The organism is Mesorhizobium sp. WSM4849, from assembly GCF_055811385.1.
The window spans coordinates 235358-261269 of sequence record NZ_JBVVPW010000004.1; the positions used below are offsets into that span (position 1 = coordinate 235358).

A 25912-nucleotide genomic window follows, 5' to 3' on the forward strand; every position below is an offset into this window, starting at 1 on the left:
GACTACCCTATTATCGTCAGAATTTAGCCGGATTGGCGTTTGCACCGCAGACCAGCACGGCGACACGCTCGCCCGCAGCCGGCGCGTAGCGGCCGGACAGGAGCGCTGCGAACGCCGCTGCGCCACCCGGCTCGGAGATGATTCGCACCCGGTCCCAAAGCGCCGCCTGCGCGGCGATGATCTCGTTGTCGCTGACCAGTATGGAACGCTCGACGAAGGCTTCGGCGATTGGAAACATCATTTCGCCGACGCGCTTCGGCGCCAGCGAATCGGCAGCGATGCCTTCCGCCGGGGCGTCGACGGGCCGGCCGGCCTCGAAGGCGCGATGAAGCGTCGGCGCACCCTCGGGCTCGACGGCGATGATCCTGATGCGGCCGGCAAACCAGGCGGCGATGCCGCCGATCAAGCCGCCGCCACCGACGGCGACCAGCAGCGTGTCGAGCTCGGGCCGGTCGGCCTCGATCTCGAGGCCGAGCGTGCCTTGCCCGATCAGCGTTTCTTCCTGGTTGAAGGCGTGGATCTGCAGCGCACCGGATTTTTCCGCGAAGCTTTCGCTGGCGGCCAGCGACGACCAGCTCGGCGCCGTAGCCGCGGATGCGTTCCAGCTTGGCCGGCGGGCTCACTTCGGGAACAAAGATCGTCGCCTTGTGGCCGAGCCGCATGGCGGCATAGGCGACCGCGGCACCATGATTGCCGCCGGATGCGGCGACGACGCCGGCCGCGGGAACCGGCCGTTCGAGAAGATTGGTGAACGCGCCGCGCGCCTTGAACGACCCGGAATGCTGCAGGCATTCGAGCTTCAGGTCGACGGCAAGAGGCGGACGGCCGAAATCGGCCATGTCGACGCGCAGCACCGGCGTGTGGCGCACGAATGGCCGGATGCGCGGCTCCATTGCGGCGATGCGTTCGCGTGTGATCATATTGCCGTTCAGCATGGTCTGCTCCCGAGGGTTGACATCACTTAGTAACTTAGCAAAATGGCTAAATGCAAGAGGTTGATGTCTTCAAGGCGATTGCCAACGAGCGCAGGCTGCAAATCCTCGATTGGCTGAAGGACCCGCGCGCGCATTTTCCACGCCAAGCGGATGGCGATCTGGTCGAGGACGGCGTCTGCGCGCTGCTGATCGCCGAAAAGCTTGGCATCACCCAGGCGACGCTCAGCGAGCATATGCGGGTGCTGACCCAGGCGGGCCTTCTGCGCAGCAAACGCATCAAGCAGTGGACGTTCTATCGCCGCGACGAGGGCAGGATCGCCGAGACCAGGGCGCTGATTCAGCACCGGCTGTAGCTTCAGCTCCGGCTGTGACGCTGCAAGCTCTCTACCTCAGCCAATCAGGCAGAGAATCCAGCCCGATCAGCTCGTCATAGGTCTGGCGCGGGCGCACGACATGGAAACGGTCGCCGTCGACCAGCACTTCGGGCACCAGCGGCCTGGTGTTGTAAGTGCCGGCCTGCACCGCGCCATAGGCGCCGGCGGTGGCGACGGCGATCAGGTCGCCGGCCTTCAGCCGCGGCAGTTCGCGGTCGAGGCCGAGATAATCGCCGGTCTCGCAGACCGGGCCGACGACGTCGACCGTCATGCGCGGCGCCGCGGCCGGCTGCTGCACCACCGGCTTGATGTCATGGAAGGCGTCATAGAGTGTCGGCCGGATCAGATCGTTCATCGCGGCGTCGACGACCAGGAAGTTCTTGGCGTCGCCCTCCTTCACGAAGATCACTTGCGAGACGAGGACACCGGCATTGCCGACGATCAGCCGGCCCGGCTCAAACATGACCTTCAGCCCGAGCTTGGCGACGTGCTTCCTGACGATCTGGGCATAAGCGTCCGGCAACGGAGGCGGGCTGTTGTCGACGCGGTAGGGAATGCCGAGGCCGCCGCCGAGATCGATATGCTCGATGGCGTGCCCGTCGGCACGCAGCACGCCGACCAGTTCCACCAGCAGCGCGAAGGCGTCGTCGAAGGGCTGCAATTCGGTGATCTGGCTGCCGATATGGGTATCGATACCGGTGACCTTGATGCCAGGCAGTTCAGCCGCGCGGGCATAGACCTGGCGCGCCTTCTGCCAAGGAATGCCGAACTTGTTCTCGGCCCTGCCGGTGGAGATCTTCTTGTGGGTCTTGGCATCGACATCCGGGTTGATGCGCAGCGAGATCGGCGCCACCTTGCCCAGTGCCGTGGCGCGGGTCGACAGCAGGTCCAGTTCCGGCTCGGATTCGACGTTGAAGCAGAGAATGCCGGCCGAGAGCGCAAAATCCATTTCGCGCGCGGTCTTGCCGACGCCGGAAAACAGGATCTTGTTGGCCGGAATGCCGGCGGCCAGCGCGCGGCGCAGTTCGCCTTCCGAAACCACGTCGGCGCCGGCGCCGAGTTTTGCCAGGATCTTCAGCACCGCCTGGTTGGAATTCGCCTTCATGGCATAGCAGACCAGCGCGTCGAGCCCGGCAAAGGCCTGCGCAAACACGCGGAAATGCCTGGTCAGCGTCGCCGTCGAATAACAATAGAACGGTGTGCCGACGCTTGCGGCGATATCAGATATCGCCACGTCCTCGGCATGCAGCACGCCGTCGCGGTAGTCGAAATGGTTCACAACAGAGATTCCGGAAGTTGGAGCACGATGAGATCGGCCGATCTCATCGGCTCTAGATCAACGGGTCGAGAATGAACTTCTTGTCCTTGACCGGTTTTTCCGGCTCGGGCGGCACAGGCTGCTCGGCCTTTTGTGCGTCCTTGCGCGCCTGCACGGCCGCCTCATAGGGCGTCTCGAGCCCGGCTTTCCTGCCGCAGGCCGTTACGGTTGCCAGCGCCGCCAGCAGCGCGAGCGTCACCAAAATCCTGCTTGCGGTCATCGATCCATCCGTCCGAAACTTTTGCCCGCCGCTTTTAGCCGAGTTTTTCTGGCATTGCACCTAGTGTGGTGGATTTGAAGTTCCTGTCATTGATGGCATTCGCGTTAGGGAACTTCAAATCCAAACCACACTAGAATTCATCAATTAACTCGTGCGGCTTTTGAATCCGAAATTCGTTCGCCGCGCTGCTCCAACGTGATGCGAATTTCGGATTCGCCGCACGAGCATCACGCCTTGGCAATGTGCTTTTTCCAGTATCGGGTCTGCTTCCTCACTTCCGACGGCGCGGTGCCGCCGAAGCTCGTGCGGCTCTTCACCGAGTTCTGCACGGCAAGCACGGAGAACACGTCCGCCGTGATCCCGGGGTGAATGGACTGCAAGTCTTCCAGCGGCAGCCTGTCGAGCCCGATCTTCTTCTCTTCGGCCAGCGCCACTGCGCGGCCGGTGACATGGTGCGCCTCGCGGAACGGCAGGCCGAGCGTGCGTACCAGCCAGTCGGCAAGATCGGTTGCGGTCGAATAGCCTGACCTGGCGGCCTTCTTCATGGCGGCGGCGTTCACCGTCATGTCGCGCACCATGCCGGTCATCGCCGCCAGCATCAGGTCGAGCGTCTCGGCGGCGTCGAACACGGATTCCTTGTCCTCCTGCATGTCCTTGCCATAGGTCAGCGGCATGCCCTTCATGACAGTCAGCAGGCCGACCAGATGGCCAGTGACGCGGCCGGTCTTGCCGCGCACCAGTTCGGCAGCGTCGGGGTTCTTCTTCTGCGGCATGATCGAGGAGCCGGTGGAGAAACTGTCGGACAACCTGACGAAGCCGAATTGCGGCGTCGACCAGATGATGATCTCTTCGGCCAGCCGCGACAGATGCGTCGCGCAGATCGCCGCCAGCCCCAAAAACTCCAGCGCGAAATCGCGGTCCGAAACGCTGTCCAGGGAATTGCGCATCGGCTCGCGGAAGCCGAGCGCCTTGGCCGTCTGGTGCCGATCGATCGGAAAGCTGGTGCCGGCAAGGGCGGCCGCACCGAGCGGGCTTTCGTCCATCCGTTCGATGGCATCGCGAACGCGCGACAGGTCGCGCGAAAACATCTCGACATAGGCCATGCAGTGGTGGCCGAAGGTCACCGGCTGCGCCGCCTGCATGTGGGTGAAGCCAGGCATCACCGTTGCCGCATGCTCCTCGGCCCGTTCCAGGAACGCCGTGATCAGGCCCTTCAGCGCCTCGGCGACGCGAAAGCATTCGTCCTTGACCCACAGCCTGAGGTCGACCGCCACCTGGTCGTTGCGCGAACGGGCGGTGTGCAGGCGGCCGGCGGCCGGCCCGATCAGCTCGGCAAGGCGAGCCTCGACATTCATGTGGATGTCTTCCAGCCTGGTCGAGAACTCGAACGTGCCGGCTTCGATCTCTGCCAGGATCGTGTTCAGCCCGTGAGCGATTTTTTCTTGATCGGCCGCCGAAATAATGCCCGTTTGCGCCAGCATCTCGCTATGGGCGATCGAGCCTCTGATATCCTGCGCATAGAGCTTGCGGTCGAACGAGATCGACGCGTTGATGGCTTCCATGATCGCGGCCGGACCCGAGGCAAAACGTCCGCCCCACATCTGGTTGCTGGCCTTCTTGTCGCTCATCGCTATAACCCGTGCTCCGGAGCAGTTTTTAAAAAATGGCAGACGGCAATCGATTTTTTCCGGCCCCGCGCCTCATCCTCGCCGCTTTGGTGGCGGGCGTGCTGGCCGGCGCGGTCGCGGTATATGTCAGCGAGAGCGGTTCTGGCAACAACGCCCCCGCTCAAGTCGCAGTTGACGACAGCAAGGACGATGCCGCCTGCGCCGCCAAGGCTGACCGCGCCAAGACGGTCGCGGCGGCTGCTACCGGGCAGGTTGCCGCACTCTTGCCGGCCGATCCGCCGCAATCGCTGAAAAGCCTTGCCTTCAACGACCCTGGCGGCAAGCCGATGACGCTCGCCGACCATGCCGGCAAGACGGTGCTGCTCAATCTGTGGGCGACATGGTGCGCGCCGTGCCGCGCCGAAATGCCGGCGCTCGACGCGCTGCAGAAAGAAATGGGCAGCGACGCCTTCGAGGTCGTCGCGGTCAATGTCGATGCCGGCGACGACACCAAGCCAAAAAAGTTCCTCGAGGAAACCGGCGTCGAGGCGCTCGGCTACTACCGCGATTCGACGATGGCGCTGTTCAACGATCTCAAGACACGCGGCCTGGCGCTCGGCCTGCCGGTGACCATGCTGATCGACGGTGAAGGCTGCCTGATCGCTCACATGAACGGCCCGGCCGAATGGTCGAGCCCGGACGCCAAGCGGCTGGTCGAGACGGCGCTCGGCAAGTCGGACTAATGCATGTCGCGCAAAGGTGCGCAGCGGTTTTGCGATAACGACATGCATCAAAACAAGAACCTAAAGCGCGTCGCAGGAATCCATTCAAACGCGACGCGCTTTAGGCGCCGGCGATCGTGCCGATCTCGGTCGCCTTGTTCGATCCGTAAGCCGGCTTGGCAAATTGCTTTCCATCAGCTCTCATTTCGAAACGTGCACCATTTTGAGGCCGAGATCGAGTTCATCGATCCGCAACAAAACCGTTGTCCAATTGTCACGAGCGGCACATATTGCCTTTGCGAGAGTGCCCTTTCGCCAATGACAAAACGGGAGATGAAACATGAAGTTCTTCGGCTTCGCGGCCGGTGTCGCCGCCACCATGACCCTGCTTTCCACCACCTCCGCCTTCGCCGTCACGCAGATCAGCTGGTGGCACGCCATGACCGGCGCCAACGCCGAGGTCGTCGACAAGATCTCAAAGGATTTCAACGCCAGTCAGAGCGACTATGAGCTGGTTCCGGTGTTCAAGGGCACCTATCCCGAGACGCTGAATGCCGGCATCGCCGCCTTCCGCGCCGGACAGGCGCCCGATATTCTCCAGGTGTTCGATGTCGGCACCGGCGTGATGATGGCGGCCGAGGGTGCGATCAAGCCGGTGGCCGAGGTGATGACCGGTGCCGGGTTGACCTTCGACAAGAGCCAGTATCTGCCCGGCATCGTCGGCTATTATTCGAAGCCGGACGGCACCATGCTGTCCTTCCCCTACAACTCCTCCTCGCCGATCCTCTATTACAACAAGGACATCTTCCAGAAAGCGGGCCTCGACGTGAACAGCCCGCCCAAGACCTGGAACGAGGTGTGGGAAGCTGCCAAGAAGATCAAGACGAGCGGCGCCGCCTCATGCGGCTATACCTCGACCTGGCTGACCTGGATCCATCTGGAGAATTTCGCGGCGTGGAATGATGTGTCCTGGGCCACCCAGCAGAACGGTCTGGCCGGCGGTGATGTCGAACTCAAGATCAATGCGCCGATCTTCGTCAACCACTTCCAGGCGCTCGCAGACCTCGCCAAGGATGGCACCTTCAAATATGGCGGGCGCACCTCCGAAGCCAAGCAGATCTTCCTTGCCGGCGAATGCGGCATCTTCACCGAATCCTCGGGCGGTCTCGGCGACATCGTCAAGTCCGGCATGAACTATGGCATCGGCCAGCTTCCCTACGATAGCGACGCCAAGGGCGCACCGCAAAACACCACGCCGGGCGGTGCCAGCCTGTGGGTGTTCGGCAACAAGTCGGACGAGCAATACAAGGGCGTCGCGGCCTTCTTTGCCTACCTGTCCAAGACCGATGTGCAGGAATATCTGCACCAGAAGTCGGGATACCTGCCAGTGACGCTCGCCGCCTACGAGGCGACCAAGAAATCAGGCTTTTATGAAAAGAACCCCGGCCGCGAGACGCCCATCCTGCAGATGACGGGCAAGGCACCGACCGACAACTCGAAGGGCGTGCGCCTGCCGAATCTGCCGCAGGTGCGCGATATCCAGAACGAGGAGTTGGAGAAGATGCTGGCCGACCAGCAAACCGCTCAGCAGGCGCTTGACAACGCGGTCACGCGCGGCAACGCCGCGATCAAGGAAGCGCTAGAGAACTGACGAGATTATCTCGGTTGGTCGATTGGAATATCGCCCACGCGAGCTGGCGTGGGCGACCCCTGGATAGCGAGGGAAATCAGCCTGTCTCCGCGCATCGTCTTTCCCAACAAGATCCTGCCCTTCCTGCTGGTGGCGCCACAACTCGCCATAACACTGGTTTTCTTCTACTGGCCGGCCGGTCAGGCGCTTTACCAGTCGATGCTCAGGCAAGACCCGTTCGGGCTGAGGACCAAGTTCGTCTGGTTCGCCAATTTCCGCAAGGTGCTGGCCGATCCGGCCTACCTCAACTCGATCAAGGTCACGGTGGTGTTCTCGCTTGCGACGGCGATCGTTGCCATGGGTGTGGCCCTCCTGCTTGCGGTCATGGCCGAGAAGGCAGTGCGCGGCAAAGGCCTCTACCGCACACTGTTGATATGGCCTTATGCCGTGGCGCCGGCGATTGCCGGCATGCTGTGGCTGTTTCTATTCAATCCTTCGATCGGCTCGTTGGCCTATTTGCTGAGAAGCATCGGCATCGCCTGGGATCCGCTGCTCAACGGCACCCACGCCATGATCCTGCTGGTGTCGGCGGCTGCCTGGAAGCAGATCAGCTACAATTTCCTGTTCTTCGTCGCCGGCCTGCAGGCGGTGCCGAAAACGCTGATCGAGGCGGCGGCCATGGACGGCGCCGGTGAGACCAAGCGCTTCTGGACCATCGTCTTCCCGCTGCTCGCGCCGACGACCTTTTTCCTGCTGGTCGTCAACACGGTCTATGCCCTGTTCGACACTTTCGGCATCGTTCATGCCGTCACCGGCGGCGGCCCGGGCAAGACGACCGAGACGCTGGTCTACAAGGTCTATAATGACGGCTTCGTCAATCTGATCCTGGGTGACTCGGCGGCGCAGTCGGTCATCCTGATGGCCATCGTCATCGCGCTGACCGCCATCCAGTTCCGCTACGTGGAACGCAAAGTCCATTACGGTTGAGGGCAGCGATGATCGGCCAATCCCCGCTCCGCACCTTCATCGCCCATGCCGTGCTCATCCTTGGCATATTGATCGTGGTTTTTCCGATCTACTATACCTTCGTTGCCTCGACACACACGCTGCAGACCATCCTCAGGCCGCCGCTGCCGCTCTTGCCCGGCGGCCAGCTGTGGAACAATTACAGCGAGGCGCTGTTCGGCGGCATTGGTCGCATCGGCGGCGTCAGCGTCGGCCAACTGCTCCTCAACACCACAATCATGGCGCTCGGCGTTGCGGTGGGAAAGATCTTCATCTCGGTCCTGTCGGCCTACGCGATCGTGTTCTTCCGCTTTCCGCTACGCATGATCTTCTTCTGGCTGATCTTCATCACCTTGATGCTTCCCGTGGAGGTGCGCATCCTGCCGACCTACAAGGTGATGGTCGATCTCGGCATGATCGACACCTATGCCGGCCTGATCATCCCGCTGATCGCCTCGGCCACCGCGACGCTGCTGTTCCGCCAGTTCTTCATGACCATACCGGGCGAATTGGTCGAGGCGGCGCGTGTCGACGGTGCCGGGCCATGGCGCTTTTTCTTCGATATCCTCTTGCCGTTGTCGCGCACCAACATCGCGGCGCTGTTCGTGATCCTCTTCATCTACGGCTGGACGCAGTATCTCTGGCCGCTGCTGGTCACCAACAGCAACGATATGAACACCATCGTCATCGCACTGAGAAAGATGGTTTCCTTCGCCGATGCCGACACCGAATGGCACCTGGTCATGGTCACGGCGATGCTGGCCATCGTGCCGCCGATCCTGGTGGTCGTGCTGATGCAACGATGGTTCGTGCGCGGCCTGGTCGAATCCGAAAAGTGAGAAGCTGATGGCGACCGTCGATCTGAAGGATGTGAAGAAGGTCTATCCCAGCGGCGTCGAAGCCGTGAAGGGCGTCTCCATCGCCATTCCCGACAAGGAGCTTTGCGTGCTGGTCGGTCCATCCGGCTGCGGCAAATCCACCCTTCTCAGAATGATCGCCGGGTTGGAGACGATTTCTGCCGGTACGGTCGCCATCGACGGCAAGGTGGTCAACGCCATCGGCCCGACCGAGCGCGACATCGCCATGGTGTTCCAGAACTACGCGCTCTACCCGCATATGAAGGTCTACGACAACATGGCCTATGGCCTGCGCAATCGCGGCACGCCCAAGGACGAGATCGACAGCAGGGTGCGCTCGACCGCCAAGGTGCTGGAGCTCTCGGCGCTGCTCGACCGGCGCCCGCGCGAGCTTTCCGGCGGCCAGCGCCAGCGTGTTGCCATGGGTCGCGCCATCGTGCGCAATCCAAAAGTCTTCCTGTTCGACGAGCCGCTCAGCAATCTCGATGCCAAATTGCGCGGCCAGATGCGGGTCGAGATCAAGAATTTGCAGCGCAAGCTTGGCGTCACTTCGGTCTATGTCACCCACGACCAGCTCGAGGCGATGACGCTGGCCGACGTCCTTGTTGTCATGAACGCCGGACTGGTCGAGCAAACGGGCGCGCCGCTCGACATCTACGAGAAGCCGGCCTCGATCTTCGTCGCTTCCTTCATCGGCGCGCCGCCGATGAATCTTCTGGCGCTGACCGGAAGTTCCTCGGGCCCGATATTGGCTGACGGCACGGCGATCGGCTTCGCGGCCCGCGAAACACCAGCCGTGACACTGGGTTTTCGCCCGGAAGATGCCGACGTCACCTTCAATGCGGAGGCGCTGCCCGGTGCGCTCGTCCTGCCGGCGACAGTCGAGGCGGTCGAGCCGGTCGGTGCCGAAAGCTTTCTTCACTGCGCAGCAGGCGGCAGCCGTATCGTGGTGCGCGTCTCGGGTCGCGCTACCGCGAAGCCCGGTGACCAGTTGCGCGTCGTGGCCAGGGCCGAAAAGCTGCACTGGTTCGATCAGGCCGGTAAGCGGGTCGATTGAAGTCGCCTGTCGTCCCGACCAGCGAACCGCGAGAGGCGCAAGAGCGTTCAGGCAAATACATGCGCCTTTCCCGACACCGTCAGCCGGACGATCTCGCCGACCACCGGTGTGTCCATGCCCGGCTTGCGCAGGATCAATGGCGTGTTGCCGATCGCGGCTGCGTCCGGCGGATCGGGACTGTTCAAGAGCCGCACCGCGATGGTGCACATCGAACCGGCGAATTCGGATTCCGTCACTTCGCCGAACAGCATGTCCGGCGTGCCCGACATGCCTTCGCGCGATGTCCGTTTCAACAGCACCTGTTCCGGCCGCAGCATGATGCGGACGACATCGCGCCGTTCGGTGCTGTCGACGGCGATGCGGCCGAGCGGCGAGCTGGCGAAACCGTCCGCGATCTTGGCCGGCAGGATGATGGCATCGCCGAGGAATTCGGCGACCATCCTGTCCTTCGGCTTGAGATAGAGCTCGCGCGGCGTGCCGACCTGCGAAAATACCCCGTCACGCATCACCGCGACCTGGCTGGCAAAGGACAGCGCCTCGGCCTGGTCGTGGGTGACCAGGATCGTGGTGATGCCGGCGGTCTCCAGAAGCTCGGCCACCGCCTTGCGCATAGAGGCGCGCAGACCGGTGTCGAGCGCCGAGAATGGTTCGTCGAGCAGCATCAGCCGCGGCTTCATGGCCATGGCGCGGGCCAGCGCCACACGCTGCTGCTGGCCGCCGGAGAGCTCGTGCGGCCGCCGTTTCAGGATCGCCTTGTCGAGTCCGACGATATAAGCGAGTTCGACGATGCGCTCGGTGCGCTTGTCCTCGTGATGTCGCATGCCGAAGCCGATATTGGCGGCGATGCTCAGATGCGGGAACAGGGCGCCGTCCTGCGCCACCACGCCGATGCCCCGCCGATATGCGGGCACGGCGGCGCCGCCATTGGCCAGCACCTCGCCGTCGAGCACGATGCGGCCCTGGTCCGGCGACTCAAAGCCGGCGATCAGCCGCAGCAAGGTCGTCTTGCCGCAGCCGGACGGCCCGACGATTGCGGTGCGGCTGCCGCTGTCCACGCTGAGATCGACACCGGCCAGTGCAGCCACCGGGCCGTAGTGCTTGTGCACATCGGTGAGTTCGAGGAAGCTCATCGCCCGGCCATCCGCTTCGACTGGACGTAGAGCAGCCAGGTCAGCGGCAGCGACATCGCCACCATGATAAGGGCGTAAGGTGCGGCGGAGGCATAGTCGATCTCGCCGCTGTGGGCCCAGAACGCCATCGCCAGCGTACGGGTGCCGTTGGGCGCCAGCATCTGCGTTGCAGTCAATTCGTTCATGATGCCGAGCGCCACCAGCGCCATGCCCGCCGCGGCTCCCGGCGCCGACAGACGGATTGTCGTCGACCACAGCGCTTTGAGCGGTGATCGGCCAAGGCTGGCAGCGGCGCGTTCGAGCTCGACCGGCGCCTGCGCGATCGACGCCCGCAGGCTGATCAGGGCGCGCGGCAGGAACATCAGCGCATAGGCAACCAGGATCGTGAACAGGGTCTGGTAGAGCGGCAGAGCGATGCGCACAGTGATGGTGACCAGCGCCAGCGCCACGACGACGCCGGGCAGCGAGCCGACGATGTAGTTGCAGCCCTCCAGGAGACGCTGCAGCGGTCCCGGCGCGCGGATCGAGATCCAGGCCATCGGCATGGCGGCGACGGTAGCGAGCAGCGCACCGGCGAGCGCCAGGAACAGGGTCTGGCCGAGCGCCAAGCCGATCTCATCGAGGCGCCAGACATCGGCACCGCCGGCCACAAGCCAGCGGCCGATGGTGACGAACGGCACGCCCAGCGCCAGCAGGGTGGTGACGACCGGCAGAGCCAAGCACGGGATCGTGGCGCGGCCGAGCCTTGTGCGTTGCTGCTGCCGCGCGGCGCCCGAGCCGACGCGGGCATAGCGCTCCTCGCCGCGCACCAGCACTTCGATCCCGAGCAGCACGAAACAGCATGTCACCAGCACCGCAGCCAGCATATTGGCGGCGGGGCCGTTGAAGGTCGACTGGAACTGGTCGACGATCGCCGTGGTGAAGGTGTCGAAGCGGATGAACACGTAGAGGCCGTATTCGGCCAGGAGATGCAGGCCAATCAGCAGCGAGCCGCCGCAGATGGCGAGCCTGAGCTGCGGCAGCACCACCCGCCTGAACACGCGCCACGGCCCGAGGCCGACGGCTGCCGCGGCATCTTCGAGGGCAGGATCGAGCCGGCGCAAAGCTGCCGCCACCGGCAGATAGAGGAACGGGAAATAGGCGACGACGGAAACCAGAACGCCGGCCCACAGGCCGTGCAGTCCCGGCACCAGGGTGATCCAGGCGTAGCTGTGCACGAAGGCAGGGATAGCGAGCGGCGCCACCGACAGCCAGGCCCACAGGCGGGCGCCGGGAAGACTGCTGCGTTCGGTCAGCCAGGCCAGCGCCACCGCGAGCACGATGCAGATCGGTACAGCCAGCACCACCAAAAGCAGGGTGTTGGCCAGCAGCTCGCCGACGCGCGGCCGGAACACCAGTGCCGATACGGTTTCCCAGCCGGTCTGCACGGCAATCCAGATGATGAAGGCGAGCGGCAGCAGGGAGAAAAGTGAGACCAGGATGGCGGCGAGCGAAATCCAGGATATCGGCCGCCGGCGCGTCCATTGCCCAGCCGCCACGCCGGTCGGCAAGCCTGAACGTGCAAGATCGGCCCCAGAATGCATCAGCTCAGACGCCGCGCCGCTGCCGCCCAGTGGCGGAAACGGTCGAAGGGCCGCAAAAATGGCCAAAAACACAGCTTGTCGTCATCGACGAATGCCATCTCGAAAAACAGAGCGCTCCTGCGGAAAGCGAATTCCCGCAGGAGCGCAGTCGGTTGCCCTTTTAGGACGAACGCTAACTAAAGCAAGCCGGCTGCCGTCATCAGATCGGTCACCTTCTTGGAGTTCAGCGTCGTCGCGTCGACCTTCGGCGCCTGCAGATCGGCCAGCGGCACCAGCGCCGGATTGGAATCCGCGCCCTTGCCGACGGCGTATTCGAAGGAATTGCCGGTCTTCAGCACGTCCTGACCACCCTTGCCGGTCACCCATTTCAGGAATGCCTGGGCCTCCTTCGGGTGCTTGCTGGAGGCCAGCACGCCACCGCCGGAAACCGAGACGAACGCGCCCGGATCCTGGTTCTTGAAATAGTGGAGCCCGATGTTCTTGCTGTTCTCGCCGGTCTTGGCCTGGTCGCCGTAGTAGTAATAGTGATAGATCACGCCGCCTTCGACCTCGCCAGCATTGACCGCCTTCATCACCGTGCTGTTGCCTTTGTAGGCGGTGAAGTTCTCTTTCATTGCCTTCAGCCAGTCGGCCGTTGCGGCCTCACCCTTGAGCTGCACAAGGGCGCTGACGATCGCCTGGAAATCGGCGCCGGAGGGCGAAGCGGCCCAGCGTCCCTTCCAGCTCGGATCGGCGAGATCAAGCAGCGACTTGGGCAACTGCTCGGCGGTCAGCTTGGTGTTGTCGTAGACAAAGACGGTGCTGCGCGCGGCGATGCCCACCCACTTGCCGCTGGCCGGCTGGTACTCCTGCGGGACCTGCGCTTGCGTATCGGCATCGACCGACGCGAACAGGCCGGCGGACTCGACCAGCACCATGGCGGGCGAGTTTTCCGTCAGGAACACGTCGGCAGGCGAGGCGGCGCCTTCGGCGACGATCTGGTTGGAGAAATCGCTGTCGCCGCCGTGGCGAACGGTGACCTTGATGCCGGTTTCCTTGGTGAAACCTTCAACCCAGGCATTGGTCAGGCTTTCGTGCTGGGCATTGTAGACGACGATGCCGCCGTCCTGGGCCATCGCCGGGCGGCCGGCGACCAGGCTGATTGCAAGTGCCGTGGCACCGGCAAGGGCGGAAAGAGCATATTTCATGGACGTCATCCCTCTCGATCTCGATGGTCTTTGATTTAGCACGGCTGCACCTATCAATTCCTGACCGGTGTAGTCAACATTGATGAGCTGCGTAATCGGGCGCTGGAGGTGAAACCTTCGTGATATTCCCATATTTTGGCTTGGACATTATTTCGCCGGCCACGTAACAAATCAGCGCCGAGGCGCGAATATCGGGAGTGAACTCTTGTGACCGGCAAGGACGAAGCCGACCTTTCCCGGCTGATGCGGGCCGCGATCGCGGGAGATGAAAAGGCTTACGCCGACTTTCTGCGCCGGACGGCTGCTCTCGTTCGAGGATTCGCCCGGCGCAAGATCGTTCAGGGCGGGGTCGATCCCGAGGATGTCGTGCAGGAAACCTTGCTGGCTATTCATGTGAAACGGCATACCTGGCGCCAGGATTTACCTGTGCTGCCCTGGGTCTACGCGATAGCGCGCTTCAAGCTGATCGACGCCTTTCGGCGGCGCGGGCGGCGCGTCGAGATCGAGATCGATGAGATCGCCGAGACCTTCGCCGAACCGGAGGCCGAGACGGTCAGCGAGCGCGACATCAATCGGGCCCTGGACGGCCTGCCGCCGGCGCAACGTTCCGTGGTTTCGTCGGTGTCGGTCGAAGGCCGTTCCATCGGCGAGACGGCGGTGAAGTTCGGTATCAGCGAGACGGCGGTGCGCGTATCGCTGCATCGTGGGCTCGCAGCTATTGCTAAACGGTTCGCGGCCAAACAATTCGGGCGGGCCAAATAATTCGGGCGGGCCAAGCAATTCGGGCGGGCCAAACAGTTTAAGCGGGAATGACATGAGGACCGACGATCTCATCAAGGCGCTTGACGCCGATGCCCGCTGCAGGGCGATGCCGCTTGGCTCGGCCTGGTGGGTGGCGGCCGGTGCGGCTACGCTAATCGCGGCGGTGGTTTTTTGGCTGACGATCGGCCCACGCACCGACATCGCCACCGCCATGCATACGATGCGCTTCCTTGCCAAGTTCGTCTTCACGACGGCTCTGGCCGTCAGCGCCTTCGTCTTGATCCGCGCCCTGTCGACACCCGGTGCATCTACGAGCAGGGCGGCGGCCTGGATGATTGCCGCACCGCTGCTGGTGATCATTGCCGTGGTGCTGGAGCTCCTTTCCGTGCCTGCGGCCGACTGGGGCGCGCGGCTGGTCGGCAGCAACCTGGTTGTCTGCCTGACGTTCATTCCGCTGATCGGCATTGGTCCGCTTGCCGTCTTCCTGGCGGTGCTGCGCTATGGCGCGCCGACGTGGCCGGTGCTTGCTGGAACGGTGGCGGGCCTGCTCGCCGGTGGGTTGGCGGCAACCTTCTATGCCGCACACTGCTTCGACGACTCGCCGCTTTTCGTCGCCACCTGGTACACGATCGCGATTGCCATTCTCGCCGCGCTCGGCGCGCTCGGTGGGCGGCTTTTCGTGCGCTGGTAGCGACGGCGCGATCGGAGACCGTGATGCTCTAACGTCAAAACTCATTCATTTCTGAATGACCTGGTTCGACCCGTTGCGAAAATTCGTTCGCCCGTGCCGAATTCATGCCCTTGACCCGAAGGCGACACTCACACGTCAGATTCTGAATGGCAGCTCTGCGCCGATGTCGGCCGTTGAGGTCAGCTTTGCCACCGCCTGAAAGCAGACATCGCGGTCACGCTGGACGTCGCGGTTGCGCCAATTGCCGCGCTTCTCCAGAGCCGCCGTTCGCGCCGCGGGGTGTTGCACGGCACCTATATGGGATTCCTATAACATCTAGCGCGCCTACCTCTAGAAAACATATGCGTTCACTGCCAATTAGCCGCTCGAAGGACGCGAAGACTGTTCGCGAGTTTTTGACGAGCGTGCAGGTATCGTGCCGAACAATTCACGTCCCGGGATGGATTTGTTGTCAGGCTCGCAATCAGTCGCAGGCTTTTCAAGCGTCGGTGTACCTGTAACCGGCTACAACGGGGTTTCCATGACTCTCGACTACTTGCTCGCCAGCATCGTGACTGTGGGACTGATGATCTATCTCGCCTGCGCGCTGCCGCGGCCCGACCGGTTCTAGGGCGCGTCATGACCATCGCTGACTGGCTTCAGGCCACGACCTCGTTCGGGGCACTCGCCGCTCTCGAAAGACAGGCTAGGCTCCTTAATGTGTCGCGCTAACAGGCAGGGTATGGGCCATGGGTCGCATCGGTCGTGGCAGCGAACCCACCGCTCTTGTGGCCCAACAGAACCTTCGCAACCCGCCAGTTCTGGATGGAGTAGCTTCGATGGCTAATAATGACGTTGGCAGGCGTGCCGATCTCGCGCAGCCTGCAGCCCACGAACCATCAGGCCAGCCCAATCTCAAAATCTTGACGATTGGAGCGCTGGGCGTCGTTTACGGCGACATCGGAACAAGCCCGCTCTATGCGTTTCGCGAAGCACTTCGGGTGGCTGCCTCGGATGGCTCAGCGCCGCGCGAGGACGTGCTTGGTGTCCTTTCGTTGATCGTTTGGGCGCTGACGCTGATCGTGACGGTCAAGTATATCAGGTTCGTACTCCGGGCCGACAACAAGGGCGAGGGTGGTACGCTCTCTTTGATGTCGCTTGCAGGCGGGAGTTTCCCTGCGCATTCGACCGCCATATTGGCCTTAGGCGTCATTGGTGCGGCACTGTTTACAGGCGATTCCATGATCACGCCCGCAATTTCGGTGCTTGCGGCGGTGGAAGGTCTTGAGACTGTGGCGCCAGCCTTCGAGCCCTATGTCGTGCCCATCACGGTGCTTATTATAATTGCGCTTTTCGCCGTTCAGCGCTTTGGAACAGGCGCAGTCGGAGGCGTATTTGGCCCAATTACCGGTATCTGGTTTATAGCGATCGGAATTTCGGGATTAACCCATATCATCGCCAATCCCGACGTGCTGTGGGCGATTAATCCCTATTATGCGATTCATTTTCTCGCCGCCAATCCAGCGCTCTCGCTAGGTACAATCGGCGCTGTTTTTCTAGCTGTCACGGGTGCGGAGGCGCTTTACGTCGATCTCGGTCATTTCGGTCGGAGACCGATTGTCTTGGCGTGGCTGTCCATCGTTTTCCCTTGTCTTCTCTTAAACTACACAGGGCAAGGAGCTTACATTCTGACGCGGACTAACTTGCCCGAAAACGTGTTCTTTGACATGCAGCCGGGGTGGGCGCTATTGCCGATGGTTGGTTTGGCGACGGCCGCCACAATTATCGCCAGCCAAGCCGTCATTTCCGGGGCCTATTCGTTGATCCGCCAGACAGTGCAGATGAACCTCCTGCCGCGCTTTAGTATTCTACACACATCTGAGACACAGGAGGGCCAAGTCTACCTTCCGCGAGTCAACTGGATGCTCGGCGCCGGCGTCATCGTGCTGGTGCTGGGTTTTGAAAGGTCGAGCAATCTCGCGTCGGCATACGGCATTTCGGTTACCGGTCAGATGGTGGTGACTGATCTGCTCCTCTTCGTCGTTATGCGCCGGGTCTGGAATTGGTCCTGGACTGCGGCGCTCTGGGCTACAGCACTATTCTTGGTCGTCGATCTGGTATTTCTTGGCTCAAATGTCATCAAGGTGGTCAACGGCGGCTGGGTCACGCTCACCATTGCGCTCGTGATGTGCCTCATCATCTGGACCTGGATTCGCGGAACGCGCTATCTGTTCGACAAGACCCGCAAGAGCGAAATTCCCCTTGCTTTCCTTGCAGACAATCTCCTGAAGAAGAAGCCGCACCTGGTTTCAGGCACCGCGATATTCCTGACCAGCGATCCAGAAAGCGCGCCGACCGCGCTGATGCACAGCCTGAAGCACTACAAGGTGCTGCATGAACAGAACGTCATCCTGTCGGTGGTGACGGCGCCGCAGCCGGTGGTGCCCGACAGCGATCGGGTCAAGATGGAAACGATCAACGAGTTGTTCATGCGGGTGACGCTGACCTTCGGCTACATGGAGCAGCCCAACATTCCACGCGCGCTGGCGATCTGCCGCAAGCAGGGCTGGAAGTTCGACATCATGACGACGTCCTTCTACCTGTCGCGGCGCTCGCTCAAGGCCTCACCCAATTCCGGCATGCCGCTCTGGCAGGATCGGCTGTACATCGGACTGGCGGGGAACGCCGCCGACGCCACGGAGTACTTTCAGATCCCGACTGGGCGCGTGGTCGAGATCGGCACCCAAGTCACCATCTGACCCAACTCGCGGCGGGCATCAATTTGCGACGCCTTCCTTTGAGTCCCCGGCACCGTCGTCGAACAAGGTTATGGAATTTTTATGGGATTTTTATTTTTTGCGGCACCCGCACGAATGGAACCTTTATGGGTGTCCACCTAGGTTCGTGTCATGCGGCGGCCCGTAGCAGGCAGGCTGGTATGCTCTACGCCAGCAAATTGCCGCATAAGACCGCGTGTAACCGGCTGGGGAGTTGAACCAATGGCCGATGTCAAGCCGAAGCTGCGGTGGGAAACCAGGCTGTTGCCGGATGCCGATCCGATTTTGCGTTTGGCCTCCTCAGAGGCTCCAGCTGTAGTGCGCTACCTTGCTACGTTTACAATGACCGCCGTCGCGGCGGTCGTGGCTGTCGGTGTCGACAGCCAAGTGGCAATCCCAAACATCTCCCTCATATTTGTGGTGCCGGTGATCATAGCGGCCGTTGGCTTGGGTTTAGGCCCCTCCCTCTTTTCGGCGGTACTTGGGGCTCTTGCTTACAACTTCTTCCTGACGGAGCCTCGCTATACGCTGATCGTCGACGAGCCGGCAAACGTCTGGGCGATCGGGCTACTTTTTGTCGTCGGACTTATCGTGAGTGCCGTTGCCTTTACCTCCCGGCGCAGGGCAATTGATGCGGCGCTCCTGAGAAGGCAGCTGACGGTGCTGCAAGGCTACAGCAATGACGTCGTGGCGGCCAGCAATGCGAAGGCGATCGTCTCAATCACTTCCCATGCTCTTGCGGCGCTGTTCCAGGTTCCTGTCGTCATTATTCTGGTTAAGGAGGGCAAAGTAGTTTCCGTTGAGAGTGTCGGTGGCGTGGAGCCGCAAGAGGCAGAGATCGAGGCGGCGCGCTCGTCGTTGGCCACGGGACTTTTTTCGCCCGCCGGAGTCTACCCGGCGTTGACCTCGCGGTTCGACTTCTGGCCCGTGGCAACGGCAGAGGGCCAGTCCGCCGCCATTGGACTTGCATTCGATCCCGATGAACGTCCGCCGGTGCCCGGCACGCTAGTCGATATCGTAGGGCGTTTTTTAGCCGTGGCCCTTGACCATCGGCATTTCCGGGCTAACCGCGATGCTCGGCCATAAGGCAGTTCGCATCCGACCGGCTCGGAACGGTTCAATGAGCAGTCGGAGAATCGCGCTTCGGCTCGATCGGCAAACTGAATGCGATGCTTTCCTGTCAACATCCGGATAGTATCGAAGCGTGATGCCGGAAGAACGAAGCGATCGTGATAAGCGGCCCTCATCCGAGGCCTTGCTCGAGGCGGCCCGGACGGAGGAAGGGCGAGCCGGCAAGCTTCGCATTTTCGTCGGAGCAGCGACTGGCGTCGGCAAGACCTACGGAATGCTGCAGACCGCCCGTGCCCGGAAGAAGGACGGCCAGGACGTCGTCGTGGGGGTTGTGGAAACCCACCGCAGGAAAGAGACCGAGGCCCTGCTGGAAGGCCTCGAAGTCATTCCTCGCCGCAGCATCGAATATGGGGGCCGATCGCTCGAGGAAATGGATTTGGACGCCATCCTGGCGCGCCGTCCACAAATCGTTCTCGTCGACGAACTCGCTCATACCAATCCGCCGGGCAGCCGCCACCCCAAACGTTACCTCGATGTGCAGGAGATTTTGAACAGCGGCATCGACGTCTATACCACGGTCAATATCCAGCATATCGAGAGCCTGAACGACGTGGTTGCGCAGATCACACGAATTCGCGTTCGGGAGACGGTTCCGGATTCGATCTTCGACCGAGCGGATTCCGTCGAACTGATCGATCTGACCCCTGAAGACCTCATCGGACGCCTCAAGGAAGGCAAAGTCTATATTCCCAAGCAGGCCGAGCGGGCGCTGGAGCACTTCTTCTCGCCAGCCAACCTGACGGCGCTGCGCGAGCTTGCCCTGCGCCGCACGGCTGACCGGGTCGACGAGCAATTGCTGACGCAGATGCAGGCACGCGCCATCGCGGGACCATGGCCGGCCGGTGAACGCATTCTGGTCTGCGTCAGTGAGGATCCACGCGCCGTGGGGCTGGTGCGCTACACCAAGCGCCTCGCGGATCGCCTGCACGCTCCGTGGACGGCGCTCTCGATCGAAACGCGGCGCAGCCTGCAGCTGAATGAAGAACAGCGTGACCGCGTCGCAGATACGCTTCGCCTGGCGCAGAGCCTTGAGGGCGAGGCCATTACCATCCCGGGCGGCGCGCGCCGTGTCGCCGACGACCTGATCGCCTACGCGCAGGCGAACAACGTCACGCATATCGTCATCGGCAAATCGAGCCGCTCGCGATGGTTTGAAATTCTGCACGGCTCCGTCGTGCATGACCTGGTGCGTGGAGCTGGCAACATCAGCGTTCATGTCATCGCCGGCGAGGAGTTGAAGAGCGATCTCATCCCCAGGAACACCGTGAAGACGGACGAACGGCCGCGGCCCTTCGACTTTCTACCCTACGCCTATGCAACGCTCGGGGTCGCTGCGGCGGTCGCAATGAGCACAGCGTTATGGCCGTGGATCGGCGTCACAAATACCGACCTCGTCTTTCTCACCGCCGTCGTCGGCATTGCTGTGCGCTTCGGCTTGTTGCCTTCGCTTTTTGCCAGCGTCGCATCGGCGCTTTGCTATAATTTCTTTTTCACCAAGCCCTACTACACGCTCTTCATTTCAGATCCGACCAACCTCATAGCTGTCCTGTTCTTCACGATCGTTGCCATCGTCGTCTCGAATGTTGCGGCGCGCGCACGTGCACATTCCCTCGTTGCGATGGCCCGCGCCCGCACCACAGAGCTGCTTTATTCCTTCACCCAGAAGCTCGCCAGCGTCGGTATCCTCGACGATGTTCTATGGGCAACTGCTTACCAGACAGCATTGATGCTGAAAGTACGGGTGGTCCTGCTCCTGCCGGAAAATGGTTCAATTGCCGTCAAGGCCGGCTATCCACCAGAAGACACGCTGGACGAGGCCGATTTGGCGGCGGCCAAGTGGACCTGGCAAAGCAATCGCCCGGCCGGGCGCGGCTCAGAGAACCTGCCCGGCGCCAGGCGCTTGTTCCTGCCGATGCGGACCGGACGCGGGGCGGTGGGCGTTGTTGGCATCGACAGCGACAAGCCGGGGCCACTTCTCACGCCCGACGGGCGGCGCCTGCTCGACGCCTTGGCCGATCAGGCGGCACTGGCCATCGAGCGGGTCCATCTGGTCGAGGACATGGAACGCGTCAAACATACCGTCGAAACCGAGAAGCTACGATCGGCTCTTCTGACATCGATCTCGCATGACCTGAAGACGCCGCTTTCCGCGGTACTTGGATCAGCAGAAGCGATGCGGGATATGTGGCCCGACCTTGCGGATGCGCAAAGAGCCGAGCTGCTTGCGACGATCATCGACGAGGCAGAGCGGCTCAACCGATTTATCGCCAACCTCCTCGACATGACCAAGCTCGAATCGGGCGCGGTCGTTGCGAACACATCTCTGCACGATATCGGAGAAATCGTGGGAAGCGCGCTTGATCGCGCTACTCGAATTCTCAGTGGGCATGAGGTCGAGCTGGAGTTCGCCCCCGACCTGCCGATGCTGATGCTTGATGCTGTCCTGTTCGAGCAGGCACTGTTCAATCTCCTGGACAATGCAGCGAAGTACTCCCCAGCCGGGACGGCCATCCGCATAGAGGGCCGGCGTGATGAAAATTCAGTCTGCCTGGAAGTGTTCGACGAGGGCGACGGTATTCCGATTGGCGACTTGGAGCACATCTTCGACAAGTTCTATCGGGCGCGAAAGGGCGATAAAGTGCGGGCCGGCACCGGCCTGGGGCTCGCGATTTCGCAGGGATTCATCGAAGCGATGAACGGGACAATCAGCGCGGCGAACCGCTCCGACCGCTCCGGAGCGGTGTTCACGATCAGGCTGCCCGTTCCCGCGAACTCCAAGCAATTGGACACTGCCGCATGACCGCTTCCACGCTCCGGGTTTTGATCGTCGACGATGAGCCGCCCATCCGCAAGCTGCTGCGTATGGGTTTGGGGACTCACGGCTATGACGTCCTCGAAGCGCCGAACGGAAAGGCGGGCCTGGAGTTGTTGGCCCAGAATCCTGACCTGATCATTCTCGATCTAGGTCTTCCCGACATCGACGGCCTCGAATTGTTGAGGATGATCCGCGAACGCAACGAGGGCGTCCCGATCGTGGTTCTGTCAAGCCGGGGCGACGAAGCTGGCAAGGTCCAGGCGCTCGATTTCGGCGCCGACGATTACGTGACGAAGCCTTTCGGCATGGATGAGCTTCTCGCACGAATGCGGGCGGCACTTCGGCACCAGCTCCAGGTGCAGGGCGAGCGACCGATTTTTCATGTCGGTGATCTTTCCGTCGATCTGGTGCGTCGCATCGTCAGGATAGGCGAAGAAGAAATAAAGCTCTCTCCCAAGGAATATGACCTGTTGCGTCTGTTGGTCCAGCACGCGGGCAAGGTGCTGACCCACAGGTTTTTGCTGAGCGAGCTCTGGGATGGTCTGACCGACACGCAGTACTTACGGGTCTATGTCCGCCAGCTCAGACAGAAGATCGAAAAAATTCCTGAACGTCCCCAGTATGTCCTTACGGAAACCGGGATCGGCTATCGGCTGCGTGCACCGAATTGAGGGGCGGCAATACGGCGGAAGATTGAACCGAACGGTTCGTCGCTCCGATCTGCTCAAGATAGAAAGCGGGGCAAGAGGGCATCATCAATGGATCTGGCAAGAAGATCGGCGACTTCGTTCCTTTCGAGAACATCATTCTCGATGTCTCCATATCGAGCAGAGCAAAAGCGAGTGCCTTTCGGCATTTTTTGCCAGGCTCGATCGGCCCCTCGCGAAGGTCCGGGTTTCGGGAGAGAAAATCGATTTCGGAACGGCAATGGTCAGATCAGGACAAACCCTTGCCGTGCAGAACGTCCGCTCACTCACATCTCGCACCAGAAGCCGCCAGTCCACTTTCGGCCCGATGCGGTCTTCGATCCGCGGCCACGAAGCTGTCGACAGAACAGCCGCATGGTCTTCGCTCAGCGCGACCGCGCGCGATGTCCGGTGGCTCGTATCGCCGGTCAGCGCGTCGGAACGGGATGCTCGCCGCGATAGTCGTAGAAGCCGCGTCCGGTCTTGCGGCCGAGCCAGCCGGCCTCGACATATTTCACCAGCAGCGGGCAGGGGCGGTATTTCGAATCCGACAGACCGTCATGCAGCACCTGCATGATCGACAGGCAGGTGTCGAGGCCGATGAAATCGGCAAGCTGCAGCGGTCCCATCGGATGGTTGGCGCCGAGCCGCATGGCGGTGTCGATCGCGTCGACCGAGCCGACCCCCTCATAGAGCGTGTAGATCGCTTCGTTGATCATCGGCAGCAGGATCCGGTTGACGATGAAGGCCGGAAAATCCTCCGAGACGGTGATCGTCTTGTCGAGATGGTTCACATAGGCCTTTGCCGCTTCGAAGGTCTGGTCCTCGGTGGCGATGCCGCGCACCAGTTCGACCAGCTTCATCACTGGAACCGGATTCATGAAATGAATGCCGATGAAACGCTCCGGCCTGTCGGTCTGCGCGGCGAGACGTGTGATCGAGATCGACGAGGTGTTCGTCGCCAGGATGGCTTCGGGATTGAGCTGCGGGCAGAGCTGGGCGTAGATCTTGCGCTTGACCGTCTCGTCCTCGGTCGCCGCTTCAATCACCAGATCGGCACCCGCAAGATCGGCCATGGTGGGCGCTGCCGAAATGCGCGCCATCGCCTCGTTGCGCAGCTTTTCCTCGAGTTTGCCGGAGCCGACCTGGCGGGCCATGTTGCCGCTGATCGTGGCGATGCCCTTTTCGATGCGGTCGGGTGAGATGTCGTAGACCAGCACCTTGTAGCCCGCAAGCGCGGACACATGCGCAATGCCGCCGCCCATCTGGCCCGCGCCGATGATGCCGATCGTCTCGATCTTGTTCATTACACCGATCCCGTCAAAAGGCCTTTGCGGCCTGCTTTTTGTGCGGTGCAAACTAAAAGGGCGGGGCGACTTCGTCTACCCCGCGCTTCACAATTTAATACGCTTTGCCAGAAGGCGTCAAAGCGCCTTTTGCAGCTCCGGCAGAATGACGAAAAGGTCGCCGACGAGGCCGTAGTCGGCGACCTGGAAGATCGGCGCTTCCTCGTCCTTGTTGATGGCGACGATGACCTTCGAATCCTTCATGCCGGCAAGATGCTGGATGGCACCGGAGATGCCGACGGCGATGTAGAGATCGGGTGCGACCACCTTGCCGGTCTGGCCGACCTGCCAGTCGTTCGGCGCGTAGCCGGCGTCGACGGCGGCACGCGAGGCACCGACGGCCGCACCGAGCTTGTCGGCGATCGGCAGGATGACTTCCTGGAATTTCTCCGAAGAGCCCAGCGCGCGGCCGCCCGAGATGATGATCTTGGCCGAAGTCAGCTCTGGGCGATCGGTCTCGGAAAGCTTGTTCTCGACGAAGCTCGACAGGCCGGGATTGGCCGCCGCCTGAATCGTCTCGACCGGAGCGGAACCGCCCTCGGGTGCGGCCTGGAAGGAGGCGGTGCGCACGGTGATGACCTTCTTGGCGTCGCTCGACTGCACCGTCTGGATGGCGTTGCCGGCATAGATCGGCCGCTTGAAGGTGTCTGATGACACCACTTCGATGATCTCCGACACCTGCGCGACATCGAGCAGGGCTGCCACGCGCGGCGCGACATTCTTGCCCGACGAGGTCGCCGGCGCGATGATCGTGTCATAGGCGCCGGCGAGGCCGACGACGAGCGCCGCCAGCGGCTCGGCGAGACGCTCGGTGAGTTCGTCGGCTTCGGCGAGCAGCACTTTGCTCACGCCCTTGAGCCTGGCGGCGGCGTCGGCTGCCGGCTTGGCGCCCTTGCCGGCGACCAGCACATGCACGTCCGAACCGATCTGCAGTGCCGCCGAAAGCGCCTTGGCGGTCTGGTCGGAAAGCGTTTCATTGTCGTGTTCGGCAATCAGAAGAATAGCCATTATGATATCCCTGACTTTCCTTTTCGAGACTCCCTGAAATCCGGTCAGGCCGAGTCGAAAACGGTTGGTTTCGAGAACCGGAGCGGAGCGTACTTCAGTACGTGAGCACCGGAAGCGGAGAAACCGGCCGTTTGCAGGCCGGCCTCATCGGATTTCCTTAGAGCACGCCGGCTTCGTTCTTGAGCTTGTCGACCAACTCGGCGACGCTCTTGACCTTGACGCCCGCCTTGCGGCCGCTCGGCTCTTCGGTCTTGAGCACTTTCAGGCGCGGCTTGACGTCGGCGCCGTAGTCGGCGGGCGATTTCTCGTCGAGCGGCTTCTTCTTGGCCTTCATAATGTTGGGCAGCGAGGCATAGCGCGGCTGGTTGAGGCGAAGATCCGCGGTGACAATCGCCGGCATCTTCAGCTCCACCGTCTGCAGGCCGCCATCGACCTCGCGCGTCACCTTGGCCTTGTCGCCATCGATCACGACCTTGGAAGCAAAAGTACCTTGCGCCCAGCCGAGAAGTGCGGCCAGCATCTGGCCGGTCTGGTTGGAATCGTCGTCGATCGCCTGCTTGCCGAGAATGACGAGACCGGGCTTTTCCGCCTCGACGACGCCTTTCAGCACCTTGGCGACACCCAGCGGCTCGGTCTGCTCGTCGGTCTTGACCAGGATGGCGCGGTCGGCGCCCATGGCGAGTGCGGTGCGCAAGGTCTCCTGCGCCTGCTGCGGTCCGATCGAGACAACGATGATCTCCTCGGCCTTGCCGGCTTCCTTCAGCCGGATCGCCTCCTCGACCGCGATCTCATCGAACGGGTTCATCGCCATCTTGACGTTGGCGAGTTCCACCGCCGAACCGTCAGCTTTCACACGAACCTTCACATTCGCATCCACAACCCGCTTCACGGGCACAAGGATCTTCATTTGCCTGTCACCTCTTTCACGATAGCCACCTCTTTCAAGATAGTCGGGCGCGCTATAGCAGTGTGCGCCTCTTCAGAGTTGTCGAAAGCCGACATTCCGGACGGAATTCTGGTCTCCGACCGCCTAAAGCGCGTCGCGTTTGACCGGCCACACGCGACGCGCTTTAGGTTGTTGTTTTATGCATC

At 62.0% G+C, this 25912-nt stretch carries 22 protein-coding genes and 1 pseudogene; 13 read left to right on the forward strand and 10 right to left on the reverse strand.

Going from position 1 to position 25912, the window contains the following annotated elements; translation table 11 throughout:
* Window positions 1–16 precede the first annotated feature (16 nt).
* Window positions 17–935: pseudogene (locus AC0L3L_RS06220) on the reverse strand (threonine/serine dehydratase).
* Between the two features lie 50 nt (window positions 936–985).
* On the opposite strand from AC0L3L_RS06220, the gene AC0L3L_RS06225 reads away from it, so the two are divergent.
* Window positions 986–1288, forward strand: a complete 303-nt coding sequence (locus AC0L3L_RS06225; RefSeq protein WP_254018312.1) for an ArsR/SmtB family transcription factor — start codon at window positions 986–988, stop codon at window positions 1286–1288.
* 31 nt (window positions 1289–1319) lie between these two features.
* Here AC0L3L_RS06225 and lysA read toward each other — a convergent pair whose 3' ends face one another.
* From lysA to argH, 3 genes are all read right to left on the reverse strand, one after another.
* Complete coding sequence (lysA, locus tag AC0L3L_RS06230) at window positions 1320–2588, reverse strand: diaminopimelate decarboxylase (RefSeq protein ID WP_473636936.1); 1269 nt, start codon at window positions 2586–2588, stop codon at window positions 1320–1322.
* Window positions 2589–2640: 52 nt separating this feature from the next.
* A complete protein-coding gene (locus AC0L3L_RS06235; RefSeq protein WP_095493413.1) occupies window positions 2641–2847 on the reverse strand; it encodes a lipoprotein in 207 nt (68 codons plus the stop codon).
* A 227-nt stretch (window positions 2848–3074) separates the two neighbouring features.
* The gene (gene argH / locus AC0L3L_RS06240) at window positions 3075–4475 is read right to left on the reverse strand and encodes an argininosuccinate lyase (protein WP_473636937.1); all 1401 of its coding nucleotides are present in this window, start codon (window positions 4473–4475) and stop codon (window positions 3075–3077) included.
* Between the two features lie 35 nt (window positions 4476–4510).
* Here argH and tlpA point away from each other — a divergent pair, with 35 nt between their 5' ends.
* The 5 genes from tlpA (at window position 4511) to AC0L3L_RS06265 (ending at window position 9725) form a co-directional block, all read left to right on the forward strand.
* Complete coding sequence (tlpA, locus tag AC0L3L_RS06245) at window positions 4511–5197, forward strand: thiol:disulfide interchange protein TlpA (RefSeq protein WP_473636938.1); 687 nt, start codon at window positions 4511–4513, stop codon at window positions 5195–5197.
* A 319-nt stretch (window positions 5198–5516) separates the two neighbouring features.
* On the forward strand, window positions 5517–6827 hold the full coding sequence (gene ugpB / locus AC0L3L_RS06250) for a sn-glycerol-3-phosphate ABC transporter substrate-binding protein UgpB (RefSeq protein ID WP_473636939.1): 1311 nt from the start codon (window positions 5517–5519) through the stop codon (window positions 6825–6827).
* An 81-nt stretch (window positions 6828–6908) separates the two neighbouring features.
* Window positions 6909–7793 carry a sn-glycerol-3-phosphate ABC transporter permease UgpA gene (gene ugpA / locus AC0L3L_RS06255; RefSeq protein WP_473636978.1) on the forward strand — a complete coding sequence of 295 codons (885 nt, stop codon included), beginning with the start codon at window positions 6909–6911 and terminating at the stop codon, window positions 7791–7793.
* Between the two features lie 8 nt (window positions 7794–7801).
* Window positions 7802–8650 (forward strand): sn-glycerol-3-phosphate ABC transporter permease UgpE, encoded by an 849-nt coding sequence (gene ugpE, locus AC0L3L_RS06260; RefSeq protein ID WP_473636940.1) that lies wholly within the window; start codon window positions 7802–7804, stop codon window positions 8648–8650.
* Window positions 8651–8657: 7 nt separating this feature from the next.
* A complete protein-coding gene (locus AC0L3L_RS06265) occupies window positions 8658–9725 on the forward strand; it encodes a sn-glycerol-3-phosphate import ATP-binding protein UgpC (RefSeq protein WP_473636941.1) in 1068 nt (355 codons plus the stop codon).
* Between the two features lie 47 nt (window positions 9726–9772).
* Here AC0L3L_RS06265 and AC0L3L_RS06270 read toward each other — a convergent pair whose 3' ends face one another.
* The 3 genes from AC0L3L_RS06270 to AC0L3L_RS06280 form a co-directional block, all read right to left on the reverse strand.
* Window positions 9773–10855, reverse strand: coding sequence for an ABC transporter ATP-binding protein (locus AC0L3L_RS06270; protein WP_473636942.1), 1083 nt, complete (start codon window positions 10853–10855; stop codon window positions 9773–9775).
* Window positions 10852–12438: an ABC transporter permease gene (locus tag AC0L3L_RS06275; protein WP_473636943.1), complete on the reverse strand. Its 1587-nt coding sequence runs from the start codon at window positions 12436–12438 to the stop codon at window positions 10852–10854. The genes AC0L3L_RS06270 and AC0L3L_RS06275 overlap by 4 nt, the downstream gene beginning before the upstream one ends.
* 176 nt (window positions 12439–12614) lie before the next feature.
* The gene (locus AC0L3L_RS06280) at window positions 12615–13625 is read right to left on the reverse strand and encodes an iron ABC transporter substrate-binding protein (RefSeq protein ID WP_473636944.1); all 1011 of its coding nucleotides are present in this window, start codon (window positions 13623–13625) and stop codon (window positions 12615–12617) included.
* 207 nt (window positions 13626–13832) lie between these two features.
* Here AC0L3L_RS06280 and AC0L3L_RS06285 point away from each other — a divergent pair, with 207 nt between their 5' ends.
* The 7 genes from AC0L3L_RS06285 to AC0L3L_RS06315 all read left to right on the forward strand — a co-directional run bounded on the left by AC0L3L_RS06285 (window position 13833) and on the right by AC0L3L_RS06315 (window position 22451).
* The gene (locus tag AC0L3L_RS06285) at window positions 13833–14387 is read left to right on the forward strand and encodes a sigma-70 family RNA polymerase sigma factor (protein ID WP_473636945.1); all 555 of its coding nucleotides are present in this window, start codon (window positions 13833–13835) and stop codon (window positions 14385–14387) included.
* Window positions 14388–14439: 52 nt separating this feature from the next.
* Entirely contained in the window at window positions 14440–15078 is a 639-nt protein-coding gene (locus AC0L3L_RS06290; protein WP_473636946.1) for an NrsF family protein, read from the forward strand.
* A gap of 520 nt (window positions 15079–15598) precedes the next feature.
* The gene (locus AC0L3L_RS06295) at window positions 15599–15688 is read left to right on the forward strand and encodes a K(+)-transporting ATPase subunit F (RefSeq protein ID WP_473636947.1); all 90 of its coding nucleotides are present in this window, start codon (window positions 15599–15601) and stop codon (window positions 15686–15688) included.
* Between the two features lie 208 nt (window positions 15689–15896).
* Complete coding sequence (locus AC0L3L_RS06300) at window positions 15897–17816, forward strand: potassium transporter Kup (RefSeq protein ID WP_473636979.1); 1920 nt, start codon at window positions 15897–15899, stop codon at window positions 17814–17816.
* Window positions 17817–18056: 240 nt separating this feature from the next.
* Window positions 18057–18920, forward strand: coding sequence for a DUF4118 domain-containing protein (locus AC0L3L_RS06305; protein ID WP_473636948.1), 864 nt, complete (start codon window positions 18057–18059; stop codon window positions 18918–18920).
* Window positions 18921–19041: 121 nt separating this feature from the next.
* Window positions 19042–21765, forward strand: coding sequence for a DUF4118 domain-containing protein (locus AC0L3L_RS06310; RefSeq protein WP_473636949.1), 2724 nt, complete (start codon window positions 19042–19044; stop codon window positions 21763–21765).
* Entirely contained in the window at window positions 21762–22451 is a 690-nt protein-coding gene (locus AC0L3L_RS06315) for a response regulator (RefSeq protein WP_473636950.1), read from the forward strand. The genes AC0L3L_RS06310 and AC0L3L_RS06315 overlap by 4 nt, the downstream gene beginning before the upstream one ends.
* A gap of 443 nt (window positions 22452–22894) precedes the next feature.
* Here the strand turns inward: AC0L3L_RS06315 and AC0L3L_RS06320 are convergent, their stop codons facing one another.
* The 3 genes from AC0L3L_RS06320 to AC0L3L_RS06330 form a co-directional block, all read right to left on the reverse strand.
* Window positions 22895–23773 (reverse strand): 3-hydroxybutyryl-CoA dehydrogenase, encoded by an 879-nt coding sequence (locus tag AC0L3L_RS06320; RefSeq protein ID WP_292192597.1) that lies wholly within the window; start codon window positions 23771–23773, stop codon window positions 22895–22897.
* A gap of 117 nt (window positions 23774–23890) precedes the next feature.
* Window positions 23891–24820, reverse strand: a complete 930-nt coding sequence (locus tag AC0L3L_RS06325) for an electron transfer flavoprotein subunit alpha/FixB family protein (protein ID WP_473636951.1) — start codon at window positions 24818–24820, stop codon at window positions 23891–23893.
* A gap of 157 nt (window positions 24821–24977) precedes the next feature.
* Window positions 24978–25727 carry an electron transfer flavoprotein subunit beta/FixA family protein gene (locus AC0L3L_RS06330; RefSeq protein WP_473489274.1) on the reverse strand — a complete coding sequence of 250 codons (750 nt, stop codon included), beginning with the start codon at window positions 25725–25727 and terminating at the stop codon, window positions 24978–24980.
* Window positions 25728–25912: the final 185 nt, after the last annotated feature.

Coding starts and splice junctions, on each gene's coding strand:
- AC0L3L_RS06235 (WP_095493413.1), bottom strand. CDS start 2,847: ATGACCGCAAGCAGGATTTTGGTGACGCTCGCGCTGCTGGCGGCGCTG.
- AC0L3L_RS06320 (WP_292192597.1), bottom strand. CDS start 23,773: ATGAACAAGATCGAGACGATCGGCATCATCGGCGCGGGCCAGATGGGC.
- AC0L3L_RS06265 (WP_473636941.1), top strand. CDS start 8,658: ATGGCGACCGTCGATCTGAAGGATGTGAAGAAGGTCTATCCCAGCGGC.
- AC0L3L_RS06225 (WP_254018312.1), top strand. CDS start 986: ATGCAAGAGGTTGATGTCTTCAAGGCGATTGCCAACGAGCGCAGGCTG.
- AC0L3L_RS06310 (WP_473636949.1), top strand. CDS start 19,042: ATGCCGGAAGAACGAAGCGATCGTGATAAGCGGCCCTCATCCGAGGCC.
- AC0L3L_RS06330 (WP_473489274.1), bottom strand. CDS start 25,727: ATGAAGATCCTTGTGCCCGTGAAGCGGGTTGTGGATGCGAATGTGAAG.
- AC0L3L_RS06300 (WP_473636979.1), top strand. CDS start 15,897: ATGGCTAATAATGACGTTGGCAGGCGTGCCGATCTCGCGCAGCCTGCA.
- tlpA (WP_473636938.1), top strand. CDS start 4,511: ATGGCAGACGGCAATCGATTTTTTCCGGCCCCGCGCCTCATCCTCGCC.
- AC0L3L_RS06275 (WP_473636943.1), bottom strand. CDS start 12,438: ATGCATTCTGGGGCCGATCTTGCACGTTCAGGCTTGCCGACCGGCGTG.
- ugpE (WP_473636940.1), top strand. CDS start 7,802: ATGATCGGCCAATCCCCGCTCCGCACCTTCATCGCCCATGCCGTGCTC.
- AC0L3L_RS06290 (WP_473636946.1), top strand. CDS start 14,440: ATGAGGACCGACGATCTCATCAAGGCGCTTGACGCCGATGCCCGCTGC.
- AC0L3L_RS06315 (WP_473636950.1), top strand. CDS start 21,762: ATGACCGCTTCCACGCTCCGGGTTTTGATCGTCGACGATGAGCCGCCC.
- AC0L3L_RS06280 (WP_473636944.1), bottom strand. CDS start 13,625: ATGAAATATGCTCTTTCCGCCCTTGCCGGTGCCACGGCACTTGCAATC.
- AC0L3L_RS06295 (WP_473636947.1), top strand. CDS start 15,599: ATGACTCTCGACTACTTGCTCGCCAGCATCGTGACTGTGGGACTGATG.
- AC0L3L_RS06325 (WP_473636951.1), bottom strand. CDS start 24,820: ATGGCTATTCTTCTGATTGCCGAACACGACAATGAAACGCTTTCCGAC.
- AC0L3L_RS06270 (WP_473636942.1), bottom strand. CDS start 10,855: ATGAGCTTCCTCGAACTCACCGATGTGCACAAGCACTACGGCCCGGTG.
- argH (WP_473636937.1), bottom strand. CDS start 4,475: ATGAGCGACAAGAAGGCCAGCAACCAGATGTGGGGCGGACGTTTTGCC.
- ugpB (WP_473636939.1), top strand. CDS start 5,517: ATGAAGTTCTTCGGCTTCGCGGCCGGTGTCGCCGCCACCATGACCCTG.
- AC0L3L_RS06305 (WP_473636948.1), top strand. CDS start 18,057: ATGGCCGATGTCAAGCCGAAGCTGCGGTGGGAAACCAGGCTGTTGCCG.